Origin of the sequence: Ottowia caeni, from assembly GCF_050821495.1 — a bacterium.
GTDB classification, from domain to species: domain Bacteria; phylum Pseudomonadota; class Gammaproteobacteria; order Burkholderiales; family Burkholderiaceae_C; genus Ottowia; species Ottowia caeni.
In genome coordinates, this window is record NZ_CP151080.1 from 1,291,585 (window position 1) to 1,305,930 (window position 14,346).

At 61.1% G+C, this 14,346-nt stretch carries 14 protein-coding genes and 2 pseudogenes; 9 read left to right on the forward strand and 7 right to left on the reverse strand.

Going from position 1 to position 14,346, the window contains the following annotated elements; genetic code table 11:
- Window positions 1-56 precede the first annotated feature (56 nt).
- From AAAK34_RS06265 to AAAK34_RS06290, 6 genes and pseudogenes are all read left to right on the forward strand, one after another.
- Window positions 57-655: pseudogene (locus AAAK34_RS06265) on the forward strand (YqgE/AlgH family protein).
- Window positions 656-726: 71 nt separating this feature from the next.
- Entirely contained in the window at window positions 727-1,131 is a 405-nt protein-coding gene (gene ruvX, locus AAAK34_RS06270; RefSeq protein ID WP_231693556.1) for a Holliday junction resolvase RuvX, read from the forward strand.
- Window positions 1,128-1,658 (forward strand): bifunctional pyr operon transcriptional regulator/uracil phosphoribosyltransferase PyrR, encoded by a 531-nt coding sequence (gene pyrR / locus AAAK34_RS06275; protein ID WP_231693555.1) that lies wholly within the window; start codon window positions 1,128-1,130, stop codon window positions 1,656-1,658. Before ruvX ends, pyrR begins: the two co-directional genes overlap by 4 nt.
- Before the next feature lie 2 nt (window positions 1,659-1,660).
- Window positions 1,661-2,623: an aspartate carbamoyltransferase catalytic subunit gene (locus tag AAAK34_RS06280; RefSeq protein ID WP_231693554.1), complete on the forward strand. Its 963-nt coding sequence runs from the start codon at window positions 1,661-1,663 to the stop codon at window positions 2,621-2,623.
- 23 nt (window positions 2,624-2,646) lie between these two features.
- Complete coding sequence (locus tag AAAK34_RS06285; RefSeq protein ID WP_231693553.1) at window positions 2,647-3,969, forward strand: dihydroorotase; 1,323 nt, start codon at window positions 2,647-2,649, stop codon at window positions 3,967-3,969.
- Between the two features lie 23 nt (window positions 3,970-3,992).
- On the forward strand, window positions 3,993-4,748 hold the full coding sequence (locus tag AAAK34_RS06290; RefSeq protein WP_231693552.1) for a lysophospholipid acyltransferase family protein: 756 nt from the start codon (window positions 3,993-3,995) through the stop codon (window positions 4,746-4,748).
- 13 nt (window positions 4,749-4,761) lie between these two features.
- Here the strand turns inward: AAAK34_RS06290 and AAAK34_RS06295 are convergent.
- Window positions 4,762-5,819, reverse strand: a pseudogene (locus AAAK34_RS06295) (ABC transporter ATP-binding protein).
- Window positions 5,820-5,904: 85 nt separating this feature from the next.
- Here AAAK34_RS06295 and AAAK34_RS06300 point away from each other — a divergent pair.
- Together AAAK34_RS06300 and AAAK34_RS06305 are read left to right on the forward strand one after the other, a co-directional pair.
- On the forward strand, window positions 5,905-7,530 hold the full coding sequence (locus AAAK34_RS06300; RefSeq protein WP_231693551.1) for an ABC transporter permease: 1,626 nt from the start codon (window positions 5,905-5,907) through the stop codon (window positions 7,528-7,530).
- 43 nt (window positions 7,531-7,573) lie between these two features.
- Window positions 7,574-8,119: a C40 family peptidase gene (locus tag AAAK34_RS06305; RefSeq protein ID WP_231693550.1), complete on the forward strand. Its 546-nt coding sequence runs from the start codon at window positions 7,574-7,576 to the stop codon at window positions 8,117-8,119.
- On the opposite strand, the gene miaB is transcribed toward AAAK34_RS06305, so the two are convergent.
- Window positions 8,116-9,450, reverse strand: coding sequence for a tRNA (N6-isopentenyl adenosine(37)-C2)-methylthiotransferase MiaB (gene miaB / locus AAAK34_RS06310; RefSeq protein ID WP_231693549.1), 1,335 nt, complete (start codon window positions 9,448-9,450; stop codon window positions 8,116-8,118). The two genes, AAAK34_RS06305 and miaB, sit on opposite strands and share 4 nt — an antisense overlap.
- Window positions 9,451-9,596: 146 nt before the next feature.
- Entirely contained in the window at window positions 9,597-9,980 is a 384-nt protein-coding gene (locus AAAK34_RS06315) for a hypothetical protein (RefSeq protein WP_231693548.1), read from the reverse strand.
- 130 nt (window positions 9,981-10,110) lie between these two features.
- Here AAAK34_RS06315 and cutA point away from each other — a divergent pair, with 130 nt between their 5' ends.
- The gene (cutA, locus tag AAAK34_RS06320; protein ID WP_431777848.1) at window positions 10,111-10,476 is read left to right on the forward strand and encodes a divalent-cation tolerance protein CutA; all 366 of its coding nucleotides are present in this window, start codon (window positions 10,111-10,113) and stop codon (window positions 10,474-10,476) included.
- 270 nt (window positions 10,477-10,746) lie between these two features.
- Here cutA and AAAK34_RS06325 read toward each other — a convergent pair whose 3' ends face one another.
- Genes AAAK34_RS06325 through AAAK34_RS06340 form a run of 4 tightly spaced genes read right to left on the reverse strand, consistent with a single transcriptional unit; the run spans window position 10,747 to window position 14,344 of the window.
- Entirely contained in the window at window positions 10,747-12,252 is a 1,506-nt protein-coding gene (locus AAAK34_RS06325; RefSeq protein ID WP_231693546.1) for an FAD-linked oxidase C-terminal domain-containing protein, read from the reverse strand.
- Between the two features lie 30 nt (window positions 12,253-12,282).
- On the reverse strand, window positions 12,283-13,131 hold the full coding sequence (gene purU, locus AAAK34_RS06330; RefSeq protein ID WP_231693545.1) for a formyltetrahydrofolate deformylase: 849 nt from the start codon (window positions 13,129-13,131) through the stop codon (window positions 12,283-12,285).
- Window positions 13,132-13,185: 54 nt separating this feature from the next.
- Window positions 13,186-13,371, reverse strand: a complete 186-nt coding sequence (locus tag AAAK34_RS06335; protein WP_431777849.1) for a hypothetical protein — start codon at window positions 13,369-13,371, stop codon at window positions 13,186-13,188.
- A 52-nt stretch (window positions 13,372-13,423) separates the two neighbouring features.
- Window positions 13,424-14,344, reverse strand: coding sequence for a ChaN family lipoprotein (locus AAAK34_RS06340; RefSeq protein WP_431777850.1), 921 nt, complete (start codon window positions 14,342-14,344; stop codon window positions 13,424-13,426).
- Window positions 14,345-14,346: the final 2 nt, after the last annotated feature.

Here is a 14,346-nt window from a genome sequence, read left to right on the forward strand (position 1 = left end):
AACGCGCCTTTACTCCGAGAATGATTACGGCCCCTTCCCTCGGTAGAATCGGGGGTATGGCCCAAGATCCTGCGTCGATCAATCTTACGAATCATTTCCTGATCGCCATGCCGGGCATGGAAGACGACACGTTCGCCAAGAGCGTGGTCTATGTTTGCGAGCACAGCGAGCGCGGTGCCTTGGGGTTGATCATCAACAAGCCAGGCGAAATCAGCTTGGCAGACCTCTTTCAGAAGGTCGATTTGCCCTTGCAGCGGCAAGATCTCGCCCTGCAGCCGGTGTTTCATGGCGGCCCGCTGCAGACCGAGCGGGGCTTCGTGCTTCACGAGCAGATGCTGGTTGATGGTGTTCCGCCCGATGAATCTCTTTACGCTTCCACGCTGACGATTCCGGGGGGCTCGAGATGACTACCTCCAGGGATGTGCTGGAAGCGCTTTCGAGCGGCGGTGGGCCGCGGCGTGTGCTGGTAACGCTGGGTTATTCTGCCTGGGGTGAGGGGCAGCTCGAATCCGAGCTGGCCGGCAATAGCTGGCTAACCGTGGACGCCGACACCGGACTGATTTTTGACTTACCCGTGGACCAACGTTACGACCGCGCGCTTAAGCTGCTCGGGCTCGAAGCCTGGATGCTGGCACCTCATGCGGGGCACGCATAAGATGGGCTTTGTACTCAATTGCACTGCCTCCGGCATGAGCATGTTGGCGCGTAGCGCCATGGGTAGCTGACTTGCATACCGAAATTCCACCGGCTTTTTCGAGCTTTCTGGCATTCGATTTTGGCCTTAAGCGCACTGGCGTTGCCGTGGGCAATCGCATGCTGCGCACGGCAACGCCTCAACCTACGTTGCGGGCTGAGGGTGATGCCCGCTGGCCGCTCATCGCGGCGCGCATTGCCGAGTGGCAACCTGATGCGCTGGTGGTCGGTGTACCCTTTCATCCTGATGGCGCTGAGCACGAGAATACCTTGCGTGCCCGAAAATTTGCCCGTCAGCTTCGTGGCCGCTTTGGCTTGGAGGTGTATGAGGTGGATGAACGCTACAGCACCACTGAAGCCCATTCCAGCGGCGCGCGCGACGCTGATGCTGCATCGGCCGCCATCATTCTGGAGCAGTTTTTGAGGAGTCTTCCATGAATTCATCGGCTCGCGCTACCGAGACGGCGCTGGGGGCAATAGCCCTGGATGCCGAAGCCTTGTACGACGAGTTGCTTCGTGCCGTGCGCCCTTTGGTGCAGGATCAGACGCATCTGGTCGGCATCGTTTCGGGTGGGCAGTGGCTGGCCGATCGTCTGCAGGCTGATCTTGGCAGGCCTGGTCAGGCGGGGGCGATCTCGTCAGCCATGCATCGTGACGATTTCGCCAAGCGGGGCTTGGCTGCTACCGGCCAGACCACGTTGCCTTTCGAAGTCGACGATGCGGACATTCTTCTTCTGGACGACGTCCTCTATACCGGCCGCACCATTCGTGCTGTGCTCAACGAGCTGTTCGACTATGGTCGTCCGGCCAGAGTCCGCTTGGCCGTGCTTGTCGACCGCCCTGGCCGCGAACTTCCAGTGGAGGCGGAGGTGGCCGCCGCACGTTTGGCCTTGCCCGCGACCCAATCTCTGGAGCTTGCGCGCGCAGAAGATGGCCGTTTCAGCTTCCGTATTGAGAAAATCTGACCATGCTGGCCCGAGGTAATCCGCAACTGAACCAACACGGAGAGCTGACGCACTTGCTCTCCACCGAGGGCTTGCCCCGCGACATGCTCACGCACATTCTGGACACAGCGGCGAGTTTTGTCAGTGTGAGCGACCGCGAAGTCAAGAAGGTGCCGCTTCTGCGTGGCAAGAGCGTGTTCAACCTGTTCTTCGAGAACTCCACGCGCACCCGAACCACCTTCGACATTGCCGCCACGCGTCTTTCCGCCGACGTCTACACGCTGGACATCGCGCGCTCCTCCACTGCCAAGGGTGAGTCGCTGCTTGATACCGTGGCGAACCTCAGCGCCATGGCCGCCGATATTTTCGTGGTCCGTCACAGTGAAAGCGGCGCGCCGTATCTTATTGCGCAGCACGTGGCGCCACATGTGCACGTGATCAATGCGGGTGACGGCCGCCATGCCCACCCCACACAGGCGTTGCTGGACATGTACACGATCCGGCACTACAAGAAGGATTTCAGCAACCTCACCGTGGCGATCGTCGGTGATGTCCTGCATTCTCGCGTGGCGCGCTCCAACATTCATGCACTTACCACCCTGGGGGCGGCGGAAGTGCGCGCGGTGGGGCCTCGTACGCTCTTGCCCGGCGATCTGGCCCCCATGGGTGTGCGGGTGTGCCATTCCCTGGAAGAGGGCATCAAGGATGCCGACGTAGTCATCATGCTGCGCCTGCAGAATGAACGTATGAGCGGCGCACTGCTACCTTCCAGCCAGGAATTTTTTCAAAACTTCGGCCTCACCCCCGAAAAACTGCGCTGGGCCAAACCCGATGCCATCGTGATGCACCCGGGTCCGATCAACCGCGGCGTCGAGATTGATTCCGCGGTGGTAGATGGCCGACAGAGCGTGATCCTGCCGCAGGTCACATTCGGCATTGCCGTACGCATGGCCGTGATGAGTATCGTCGCAGGCGCGTCGTCCTGACGCTTCGATTTTTATAGTAAACCATGAAGATCCTGATCCAGCACGGCCGAGTGATTGACCCGGCCTCGGGCCGCGACGAGGTCGCCGACGTGGCGATCGCCGCCGGCCGTATTCTGACCATAGGCCGGGTGGCGAGCGATTTCACGCCCAATCGCACCATTGATGCCAGCGGCTGCGTAGTCATGCCTGGTCTGGTCGATCTTGCTGCCCGCTTGAGGGAGCCCGGACACGAGCATGCACGGATGCTGGAGAGCGAGATGGCGGCAGCCGTGGCGGGGGGCGTCACCAGCCTGGTCTGCCCGCCCGATACCGATCCAGTGCTCGACGAGCCGGGTCTCGTGGAAATGTTGAAGATGCGTGCCGAGAAGCTGCATCAGGCGCGCGTGCTGCCTCTTGGTGCACTGACCCGAGGCCTCAAGGGCGAAACCCTGACCGAGATGGTTCAGCTTACCGATGCCGGTTGCGTGGCTTTCAGCCAGGCAGAGGTGCCGCTGGTCAATACGCAAGTGCTGCAGCGCGCGCTGCAGTATGCAGCCACTTACGGCTATTCAGTCTGGCTGAGGCCGCAGGACTCATGGCTTGGTTCAGGTGTGGCCGCCAGTGGGCCGCTGGCTACGCGCATGGGGCTCTCTGGTGTGTCTGTGATGGCAGAAACCATCGCGCTGCACACCTTGTTCGAGATCATGCGTGGCATGCAGGGAGCGCACTTGCATCTACACCTGTGCCGCATTTCCAGTGCGGCGGGGGTTGAATTGGTGCGGCGCGCCAAGGCCGACGGCCTGGCAGTCACCGCTGATGTCAGCATTAACTCGCTGCACCTGACTGACCACGACATTGGCTACTTTGACAGCGCTGCACGTCTGTCGCCACCGCTGCGTCAGCAGCGAGACCGCGCCGCGCTGCAAGCCGGCTTGGCCGACGGCACGCTTGATGCGCTGGTTTCTGATCACACACCCGTTGATACCGATGCCAAGACGCTGCCGTTCGCCGAGGCGGAGCCAGGCGCGACGGGGCTTGAGTTGCTGCTCCCGCTGGCGTTGAAGTGGGGTGAGGAAGCTGGCCTGATGCGCGCCCTCACGGTATTGACCAGCGCACCCGCCCAGGTTCTGGGCACTGCACTTGGCAGCTTGCAGGCCAGTTGCGGACAATTGGCGATTGGCGGCGTGGCGGATGTGTGCGTGTTTGACCCGCAAGATCGCTGGCAGGTTACCCCAGAGGCCCTGCGCAGCCAGGGCAAGCACACCCCATTTGAGGGCTACGAAGTTGCTGGCCGAGTGCGAGCCACCCTGGTGGGCGGCCACGTGGCATTCGAGCGCAAGCCCACAGCGAACGGCATCGACGCCTGAATGCGACGGTTCTTGACGCACCCATGAGGCTGTTCACAGCAGTCTGGCTGTTGCTGCGTGGCACTTTTCACGTAGTCAGCGGTTACCTGACCATCCGCCTCCGGTTTCCGCGCCTGTCCATGGCCGAGCGTGAGGCCGTGGTTCAAAACTGGGCGCGACAACTGCTGCGTATCTGGCGGATTGATCTGGAGGTGAGGGGTGAGCCGCCCATGCAGGGGCCGATGCTCTTGGTGGCCAACCATATTTCATGGCTCGACATCGTGGTCATGCACGCCGCGTGTTATTGCCGTTTCGTCTCCAAGGCCGATGTCAAGGCATGGCCGGTCATAGGTATGCTGGCCACGGGCGCGGGGACTTTATACATCACGCGTGAATCGCGCCGAGACGCCTTGCGCACGGTGCATCACATGGCCGATGCACTGCGGGCCGGCGAGGTACTGGCGGTGTTTCCCGAGGGAACCACCAGCAACGGCCTGACGCTGCTGCCCTTTCACGCCAACTTGTTGCAGGCGGCGATCTCGGCGAATGCTCCGGTACAACCGGTAGCGCTGCAGTTCACTGATGGGCCGAGCGGAGAGATCAGCCTGACACCCTGCTATGTGGGCGACGACACCTTGGTCGCCTCCATCTGGCGCACTCTCACCACACCGGGTGTACGTGCTGTCGTTAGCTACGGTGAACCGCAATATTCCCATGCACGGGAGCGCCGTGAGTGGGCCGAGGAGTTGCGGCAGTCGGTGGATGAACTCAGAGTGAGTTCAAAATTTCCTGGCGCATAGTTTTCCTGCGCTGCTATTTTGAGAACGTCACTACATGGTCGACCTGTGGGCGAATCCCGATCCATTCGCCAACCTGGTGGTCATGATGGCTCGGCACATGAGCCATGATGACTTCGCCACTTGCTAGCCGCAGGGTGTAAAGAAACTCTGAACCGCGGAATGCCTTGCGGATGATCGCGGCTTTCACCGGGGCCTCGTCGTCGTGCACGATATCGTCCGCGCGCAGCAAGATGTCGCAGCGGCCTCCCGGGTAGGCGCCGGGCAGCGGGCAGTCTGTCAGATTCTTCAATATGCCGATTGGCGTCTCCACTTGAGCGCCACAGTCAGTTTGCGCTATGTGTGCTGGCAAGAATACGCCATGGCCGATGAAATCCGCGACGAATCTGGTGGCGGGGCGGTGGTAGAGCGAGTAGGCGTCATCCCACTGATGCAGGCGACCTTCATGCATGACTCCAATCTGGTCCCCAATGGCGAACGCCTCCAGCTGATCGTGTGTGACGAAGAGGGCAGTCGCCTGTGCGGCCTTCAGAATGCCGCGCAATTCATGCGCCAAGCGTTCGCGGAGATCTACGTCCAGGTTCGAGAAGGGTTCGTCCAGCAACAGCAGGCGTGGGCTGGGCGCCATGGCACGCGCCAGTGCTACGCGCTGCTGCTGCCCCCTGATAGCTCGTGCGGAAAGCGTTGCTCACTGCCAGCCAGGTCTACCAGTGCCAGCACCTCAGCTACGCGTGCTGCTCGTTGCGCAGGTGGCAAGTGCTTTAGCCCGAAGGCCACGTTTCGGGCCACGCTCAGGTGCGGGAACAAGGCATAGTCCTGGAACACCATGCCGATGCGCCGCCGCTCGGGGGTGTGCATGCGCTCGCTGCTAACCAACTCACCGTCGACGCGGATCTCGCCGCCACTGGCGTGCTCCAGCCCCGCTACGGCACGCAGCAGGGTTGTTTTTCCGCAACCCGAAGGGCCAATCAGCACGCCGATGTTGCCGGCCGTGAGGCCCAAAGAGGCACCATGCACGGCTGCGCCCTCACGACCGGGGTAGCGCACTTCGAGTTGATCAACCTGGAGGAACATGATCTTGATTGTAGATGCGTACAATTCCCATTTGATCCGGTTCCGCTGCGTGCCGCTGCCGCGAGAGCGGTTTTTCGCAGATTTATTGCTCATCCCTCTTTTGCGCCTGCTTCGAATTCCTGTGCTGCTTCTTGTGGCTGCTTTCCTGCTGCTGCCCGTGTTGGCGGTGGTCGGGTCATGGGCGCAATGGGATGCTGTCAGCAGCGGCATCCTGCGGGAAATGGCTGCGACCGTTCTGCCGGAGTATGTCCTCACCACGATCGGGCTCTCGCTCATGGTGGGGCTCGGGGTGGTGGCCGTGGGCGTACCAGCAGCGGTGCTGGTGACGGTGTTTGATTTTCCAGGCCGCCGCAGTTTCGAATGGCTGATGCTGCTGCCTTTGGCCATGCCTGCCTACGTGACTGCCTATGCGTATACCGATTTCCTGCAGTTTTCGGGGCCCTTCCAGTCTGCGTTGCGAACCATGTTCGGCTGGGAGGGGCGGGTTTTTCCGGAAATTCGCAGTGTGTGGGGCGCGGCCTGGGTGTTCTCGTTCTCCCTCTATCCCTATGTATACCTGCTGGCGCGCACAGCGCTGGCCGAGCGTGCGCCGCAGTTGATGGAAGCAGCGCGGCTTCTGGGCGCCACACTGCCGCGCCGATTGGCAGAGGTGGCGCTGCCCCTGGCGAGGCCAGCCATTGCCGCCGGCACCGCCTTGGCGCTGATGGAAGTGCTGGCCGATTTCGGCGTCGTCAGCTATTTTGGCGTGCAGACGTTCACGGCGGGCATTTACAAGGCCTGGCTCTCCATGGACAACCGCATGGCCGCCGCGCAACTGGCAACGGGGTTGCTGGTGCTGGTGGTGGCGGTGCTATGGATGGAGCAGCGCGCGCAACGGCGGATGCGGTTTGCAGGCACGGCGACAGCGCGAGCGTCCTCCAGCGAGGCCAGGCCGATTGTGCTCTCGGGCCGTCGCTGCATCGTCGCCTGGGTTCTTTGTGTCATGCCATTTCTAATGGGGTTCGTGCTCCCGGTGGCGTTCATGCTGAGGCCGTTGGCGGCCGACTGGTCCGTGCTGCCCTGGGATCGTTTTCTGGTCTGGGCCTGGAATAGCGTGCGCCTGGGAGGCGTCACCGCACTTCTGGCCCTGGGGATTGCATTGTTGCTGGCTGCCAGCGTACGCCGCACGCCTGGCTTGTTGACGCGCGGTGTGGTGCAGGTCGCTTCCCTGGGCTACGCCATACCGGGTGCTGTCATTGTGGTGGGTCTGCTGCTACCGGTGGGGTGGGTTCAGGCGACTTGGCCGGAGACGCGGGTAGGCTATCTTATGACTGCCACCGTATTGGGCTTGCTGTGGGCTTACCTGGTGCGTTTTTCCTCAGTGGCGCTGCAATCGGTGCAAAGCGGCTATGCGCGTCTGCCGATGAGTCTCGATGAGTCGGCCCGCATGCTGGGCTCCGGCTCGTTCCGCTTGTTGACGCAGGTGCACTGGCCGCTTCTGCGACGCGCGGGAATGGCGGCGGCACTGCTGGTGTTTGTTGACGTGATGAAGGAACTGCCTGCCACCATTGTGCTGCGTCCATTCAATACGGACACGCTGGCGGTGGTTGCCTATCAACTGGCGCGCGACGAGCGCCTCGGCGAAGCCGCGCTGCCTTCGCTTGCATTGGTGGCGGTGGGGCTTCTGCCGGTCATTCTGCTTAGCCGAACTCTGAGGAAGTCGTCTCTCTGAGTTTGGGTGGTACGCGACGCAGCAGGTCATTACAATGATTCCCATGCAACGGCAACCACTTTACCTGGCCGATCGCCGCTTGGTTCTTCTCGGCATAGCAGGCGCCGCGTTGCTGGCAGGGTGCGGTACTCCGGTGCCCCGTCCGCGTGCTTCGGCGCCGGAGCAAACTGCCCTCAGCGGCGGATCCTTTTCCCTGGCACTGGATGCCGCGGCGCGTGAAAGCGCTGTGGCCCAGGCCATGCTCCTGGTGAACACGCCTTATCGGTATGGCGGCAACACCCCCGAGGGTGGCTTTGATTGCAGTGGCCTGGTGCACTATGTTTTCAATGCGGTAGGCGGTTCGCGACTGCCGCGCAGCACCGCGCAATGGGCAGCGGCCAGCGCGCCGGTACCCGAGTCCAACCGACAGCGTGGAGATCTGGTGTTCTTCAACACCAGTGGCGCGCCTTGGTCGCACATGGGCATTTACGTCGGCAGGGGGCAGTTTGTGCATGCCCCTTCCACCGGCGGCACGGTACGCCAGGACAGCCTCTCCAACCGTTACTTTGCGCCTCGGTACCTGGGGGCGCGCAGCGTGTTTGTTCTCTAATTCGTCACCACGGCGCCGCGCAGCGTATGCGACAGGCTCTCGGTGATGGTCACATCGATCATCTGACTAACCAGCCGCGCCGCGTAGGGGCCGCCTTCGAAGTTGACGACACGATTGCACTCGGTTCGGCCCATCAGCTCATTCGGATTCTTGCGCGAAGGCCCTTCGACCAGAATGCGCTGCACCGTGCCCACACGGCTGTCGCTGATGGCGCGGACGTTCGCCTCCACGGTGGCCTGCAGGTGCTGCAATCGTTTGAGTTTGACCTCGTGCGGCGTATCGTCGGCCAGGTTGGCGGCGGGCGTGCCCGGGCGAGGGCTGAAAATGAAGCTGAAGCTGGCGTCGTAGCCTATGGTTTCGATCAAGTTCATCAGCTTGGCAAAGTCTTCCTCTGTTTCGCCTGGAAAACCTACGATGAAGTCGCTGCTGAGTGAAATATCGGGCCGTACGGCGCGCAACTTGCGGATGATGCTCTTGTATTCCATGGCGGTGTAGCCGCGCTTCATGGCCATCAGGATGCGGTCGCTGCCGTGCTGAACCGGCAGATGTAGGTGGCTCACCAACTTGGGTACGCGGGCATAGGCCTCGATAAGGCGGTTGGTGAACTCGTTCGGGTGGCTGGTGGTGTAGCGTATGCGCTCAATGCCAGGGATGTCGGCCACGTATTCGATCAGCAGCGCAAAATCGGCAATTTCTTCCGAGTCGCCCATTTTGCCGCGGTAGGCGTTAACGTTTTGCCCCAGCAGCGTGACCTCTTTGATGCCCTGGTCCGCCAGGCCTGCAACCTCAGTCAGCACATCTTCGAATGGCCGGCTGAACTCTTCGCCGCGTGTATAGGGCACAACGCAATAGCTACAGTACTTGGAGCAACCTTCCATGATCGACACAAAGGCTGCGGCGCCTTCCACGCGCGCCGGTGGCAGGTGGTCGAACTTCTCAATCTCGGGAAAGCGGATGTCCACCTGCGGCTTAGCCTGCCGAGCCCGTTCCGCCAATAGCTCGGGTAACCTGTGTAAGGTCTGAGGACCGAACACTACATCTACATAAGGCGCGCGCTTAATGATCTCGGCGCCTTCCTGGCTGGCCACGCAGCCGCCCACGCCAATGAGAACACCCTTCTTTTTCAAATGCTTGACGCGGCCCAGGTCGCTGAACACCTTCTCTTGCGCCTTCTCGCGGACCGAGCAGGTATTGAACAAAATGAGGTCGGCCTCTTCCACGTTCTGCGTGGGCTCATAGCCTTCGGCTGCGGACATGACGTCGGCCATTTTGTCCGAGTCGTACTCGTTCATCTGGCAGCCGAACGTTTTGATGAAAACTTTGCGTGACATGTGGGGAGATTCCGGAAGTCGTGAGAGGCAAGCGCTAAGGTGCTCGCAAGAAAGATCAAGAGACGAGAAGGGCCTCGTGGGCCGGCGACTAAGAGGGTGGTTAAAGTCTCAGCGGGAGGAGACTTTGAACGCGCTCTAAGAGGGGGTCAGCCGCCCAGATAAAGCGCAGGTGTTCCGCCGCCTGAAGTCGAGCCGCTGGCTGATGTGCCGGCTTCGTCAGGTGTCAAGATCCAGATTTCACGGATCAGACCGGCCGGATCGCGCAAATAATTGACCAGGAAGGTCTTGCCGAGCAGCGAGCCGGTCAATGCCAGCAGGTTTTGCTCATTGCGCACCCGCACGCCGGGTGCCAGGAATTCGCTCCGGTTGTTGACCAATACTTGTGGCGGTGCCACGAAAGTGACAGTGCCGCGCGCGACATCATTCGGGAAATTGCGCACTTGCGCCTGGGCGCTGAGGTTGACGAGCAGGCTTGCAAGCGCAAGCGTCACGGTGCAGAGCAGGTAGAGCGGATTCGACCAGCGGTTCATGGTGTTTGTCCAGAGGCTGAGGGAACCCTATAGTGTACTGGGATGTGGACTTAGGTCCGTTTCCCGGCATGGTCACCCGCGCCCTCCTTCGGGTTTTATCACGCGTTCCACTTTTGTTTCCATCTCCAATATGACCAAACTTGCACCACCATCGGGGGGCGTCTTGATCGTTCTCACCACCGTGGCCAACCAGGCCGACGCTCAGGCACTGGCCCGCGTGCTGGTGGAAAAACGTTTGGCTGCCTGCGCGCAGATCAATGCCATTGAAAGCGTTTACCGCTGGGAAGGCGCGATTCAGCAGGGCACCGAATGGCGCATTCTCCTGAAGACCGCTTCAGATCGCTACCAGGCTCTGGAGGCAGCGATCCTGCAGCACCATCCGTACGACTTGCCAGCCATTGTTGCTTTGCCCAGTTCGCATGCGTTGGCATCCTTTGCTCAGTGGGTGGGTGAAGAGTCGGGTGCGCAAGCGTCGCCGCCTCAAGCTCAGGGATAAGCTCAGGTAGGGCGTGCCACAAACTCTGGCGACGCCCTCATGAGAAACAAAACTTTGAAAGCCCGAAACGGCCTCCATCATCCCTGCCTTTGTAGGAGCGGCTTCAGCCGCGAAGGGTCACCGTCATCACTGGCGTCTTGCGCTCCGAAGGAAGCCAATCGCGGCTGAAGCCGCTCCTACAAGCAAACCCCCTTTGTTTCTTTCCGGAACGCCGGGCGCCGAAAGGACCCTGGGAAGCTCTAAAGCCGCTCCTGCGCAAAATCCACGGAATTAGAACCGCTCCAGCTCTGGGTGCGGTAGCGCCCCACCACGTACCAGCATTTTTCCGTATTCGGCGCAGCGCTGAAGGGTCGGGATCACTTTGCCGGGATTGAGCAGGCCTGCAGGGTCGAAGGCGCGCTTGATGCCCAGCATTTGCTCGTTCTCGGCCGCAGAGAACTGTACGCACATGGAATTGAGCTTCTCCACGCCAACACCGTGTTCGCCAGTCACCGTGCCGCCCATGGCCACGCTGGTTTCCAGTATGTCGGCGCCGAAAAGCTCGGCCCGGTGCAATTGGTCAGGGTCGTTGGCGTCAAACAGGATCAGGGGATGCAGGTTGCCGTCGCCCGCGTGGAACACGTTGCAGCAACGCAATGCGTACTTTTTCTCCATGTCTTGGATCGCCAGCAAAATGTCGGCCAGCCGCTTGCGGGGAATGGTCGAATCCATGCACATGTAGTCTGGGCTGATGCGTCCGGAGGCCGGAAACGCATTCTTGCGTCCGCTCCAGAACTTGAGGCGCTCGGCCTCGCTGGAACTGATGGTGATGCGGGTGGCGCCAGATTTGCGCAACACTTGTTCCATGCGGGCGACCTCTTCTTCCACCTCGCCGCGTGTGCCGTCGCTCTCGCACAGCAAAATGGCTGCGGCATCAAGGTCGTAGCCCGCGTGCACGAAATCTTCCACGGCCGCAGTCATGGGTTTGTCCATCATCTCCAGACCTGCAGGAATGATGCCCTCCGCGATAATGGCGGCTACGGCGTCGCCAGCGTGCCTTACGTCTGAAAAACTGGCCATGATGCACAGCGCTTGCTGTGGCTTCGGGGTGAGCTTGACCGTGACCTCGGTCATGACCGCCAGCATCCCCTCACTGCCAACCGCAATAGCCAGCAGGTCGTATCCGGGTGCATCCAGTGCTTCGCTGCCGAGTTCGATCGGTTCGCCCTCTATGGTGAACCCCTTCACCTTGAGAATGTTGTGCAAGGTCAGCCCATACTTGAGGCAGTGCACGCCCCCGGAGTTTTCTGCCACGTTGCCTCCGATGGTGCAGGCAATCTGGCTGCTGGGATCCGGTGCGTAATAAAGTCCGTGGGCAGCCACGGCTTCGCTGATGGCCAGATTGCGCACACCACATTGCACAAGCGCTGTACGGGCCAGGGGGTCTATTCTCAGGATCTGGTTGAATTTTGCCAGTGAGAGTGTCACCCCGCTGGCATGCGGCATGGCACCACCTGAGAGGCCCGTGCCTGCTCCGCGCGCCACAACGGGCACGTTCAGCTGGTGACAGGTCTTCAACACCTGCTGAATCTGCTCGTAAGTCTCGGGCAGCGCCACGGCCAGCGGGCGCTGCCGGTATGCGGTCAGGCCGTCGCACTCGTAGGGCGTGGTCTGCTCCGCAGTCCAGAGCAGGGCGTGGGCTGGCAAAACCTCCTTCAGCGCAGGAATGACTCGTGCTTGTAGCTCGTGGTTCGAGGGGGCTGACGGTTTTTTTGCGTCGGTTTCAGCACCAGTCATTTGCTTGCTCCTTAGCGTGCGCCCCCAGCGTCACCTGAACACTACGGTCTTGTGGCCGTTCAGCAGCACTCGGTGCTCGCTGTGCCACTTGACTGCACGCGCCAGCACCTGGCTTTCCGTGTCCCGGCCAGCAGCCGTCAGGTCTTCCACGGTGTAGGTATGGTCCACGCGCGCCACATCCTGCTCAATGATCGGGCCTTCGTCCAGCTCGGCCGTCACGTAGTGTGCGGTGGCCCCGATCAGCTTTACGCCGCGATCATGTGCCTGATAGTAGGGTTTGGCACCCTTGAAGCTGGGCAGGAAACTGTGGTGAATGTTGATGGCTCGGCCAGAGAGCTTGCGGCACATGTCATCTGAGAGGACTTGCATGTAACGCGCCAATACCACCAGTTCAGCGCCTTCGCAGTCGATGATTTCCATCTGACGCGCTTCAGCCTGCGCTTTGTTGCTCTTGTTGATCACCACGTGGTGGAACGGCACATCATAGCTCGCGGCTAGCTGATAGAAATCGCGGTGGTTGCTGATGATTGCGCGGATGTCCAGGGGTAGCAGTCCGCTCTTCCACCGGAACAGCAGGTCATTGAGGCAGTGCCCCTCACGGCTGACCATGATCACACAGCGCATGGGTTGCGCTTGCTCGTGCAACTGCCAGCGCATGTCGAAGGGCGCGGCCATGGTGTTCAGTTGCTGGCGCAGTTCGTCGGCGCCGATGGATTCGCAACGGAACTGCACGCGCATGAAGAACAGCCCGGTGTCCGTGTCATTGAACTGGGCTGCTTCCTCAATGTTGCCGCCGCGCTCCAGCAAAAATCCTGAAACAGCGTGAACAATACCCCTGCGATCGGGGCACGAAAGGGTGAGGATGTAAGTGTCTTGCATTCAGGCGATTGTCGCAGGAGCCGACACCATCTTCACCACGCCGAGATGTTCAACCTAGATCCGGTTGGACGCGCCCGAGCAGGTCGTCATCGGGTGCGCTGGCAAGGCGTGAGGACGCGGCAGGCTCGTGCCTGCAAGAACGAGCAACGCCGCCACCGTGCCCGAGGGCGGCCTGATCGGGCGCGTAGCGCTCTCACCAAATGGGTGAGCGTTATCGGAGCATAGAAATCGAGTGTTCATGCGGCTTTCCTGAAGATTGCAAGCGGTCAACTGGATCTAGGTTCAACCTGCCTCACTGCTGCTGAGCAGGCGTTTTACCGGTGGCGGACGGTGCCGCCCGCCACATTTGACGCATTTGCGCGCAGTAGTCCTTGGCTGGCGATGCAGCGGTGGGCCAGATCATGTCAGCTGCCAAGTCTTGATGCTCTTTCGGGGCCGATGCAGCCCTATCTGAAGAGGCGCCCGCCTTGGCAGAAATCACCTTCACGTTGATATGGGCTGGCAAGTGTGCAGGCACGCCCATTCCACGCTCCACGTGGTTGTTCCCAGCGATCAACAAGACGGTACGGCCTGGTTGCAAGGCTTGCTCAATGCTCTGCGCCATGGAAATGTCGCGTGCAACCTGAATGCGGGCCATGGGCAGGATCTGGGTCTCGGGGAGCAAACCGCAATGGCCCTCGCGGATGCGTTCCTTTTGTGTGAGCAAGGCGGCGGGGGGTAGTCGTTGATCCAGCGTGCTGTCTTGCATGGCGCTGCGTTGCTGGGTGGTTGGCAAATTGGCTCCCACCACCGGTATGCCCGCCCGTACCGCAGTCATGACCACAGGACCGTAGGTGTCCCAAGGCCAACCCGCCTCGTTCCAGTCGAGCGCGGCCCGCACCTGCGATTCGGAGGCAGTGGGCGTCAGAGCACGAGTGTCCTTGCCACGCGGCGCCATTTCCAAGGTCAGCGCTGCAAGAGTTCCCTTTGCTGCCAGCCATTCAACCATTTGGCGCTGCAACTGCTGATGCTCCTTGGCGTCATGCTGCTCGCCCAGCAGCAAGGTGTCGGCCGGTAAAAGCCTCGAAAGACGCGATAACTGGGGCTGCGGCAAGACACCTAGCAACGGCGCTTGCGTGCATGCAGCTAGCATCGAGATAGCGCACACAGCAAGCCAGGCGAAACAGCGGGTGCGCACAGCGTAGTCGACCCTCAGGGATGAGCGAAAACTCATTA

What these genes read in the sequence shown, in the direction of transcription:
- AAAK34_RS06325 (WP_231693546.1), bottom strand. Translation starts at nt 12,252, where the DNA reads ATGACTGGTGCTGAAACCGACGCAAAAAAACCGTCAGCCCCCTCGAAC.
- miaB (WP_231693549.1), bottom strand. Translation starts at nt 9,450, where the DNA reads ATGTCACGCAAAGTTTTCATCAAAACGTTCGGCTGCCAGATGAACGAG.
- AAAK34_RS06340 (WP_431777850.1), bottom strand. Translation starts at nt 14,344, where the DNA reads ATGAGTTTTCGCTCATCCCTGAGGGTCGACTACGCTGTGCGCACCCGC.
- cutA (WP_431777848.1), top strand. Translation starts at nt 10,111, where the DNA reads ATGACCAAACTTGCACCACCATCGGGGGGCGTCTTGATCGTTCTCACC.
- purU (WP_231693545.1), bottom strand. Translation starts at nt 13,131, where the DNA reads ATGCAAGACACTTACATCCTCACCCTTTCGTGCCCCGATCGCAGGGGT.
- pyrR (WP_231693555.1), top strand. Translation starts at nt 1,128, where the DNA reads ATGAATTCATCGGCTCGCGCTACCGAGACGGCGCTGGGGGCAATAGCC.
- AAAK34_RS06315 (WP_231693548.1), bottom strand. Translation starts at nt 9,980, where the DNA reads ATGAACCGCTGGTCGAATCCGCTCTACCTGCTCTGCACCGTGACGCTT.
- AAAK34_RS06290 (WP_231693552.1), top strand. Translation starts at nt 3,993, where the DNA reads ATGAGGCTGTTCACAGCAGTCTGGCTGTTGCTGCGTGGCACTTTTCAC.
- AAAK34_RS06335 (WP_431777849.1), bottom strand. Translation starts at nt 13,371, where the DNA reads ATGAACACTCGATTTCTATGCTCCGATAACGCTCACCCATTTGGTGAG.
- AAAK34_RS06305 (WP_231693550.1), top strand. Translation starts at nt 7,574, where the DNA reads ATGCAACGGCAACCACTTTACCTGGCCGATCGCCGCTTGGTTCTTCTC.
- AAAK34_RS06280 (WP_231693554.1), top strand. Translation starts at nt 1,661, where the DNA reads ATGCTGGCCCGAGGTAATCCGCAACTGAACCAACACGGAGAGCTGACG.
- AAAK34_RS06285 (WP_231693553.1), top strand. Translation starts at nt 2,647, where the DNA reads ATGAAGATCCTGATCCAGCACGGCCGAGTGATTGACCCGGCCTCGGGC.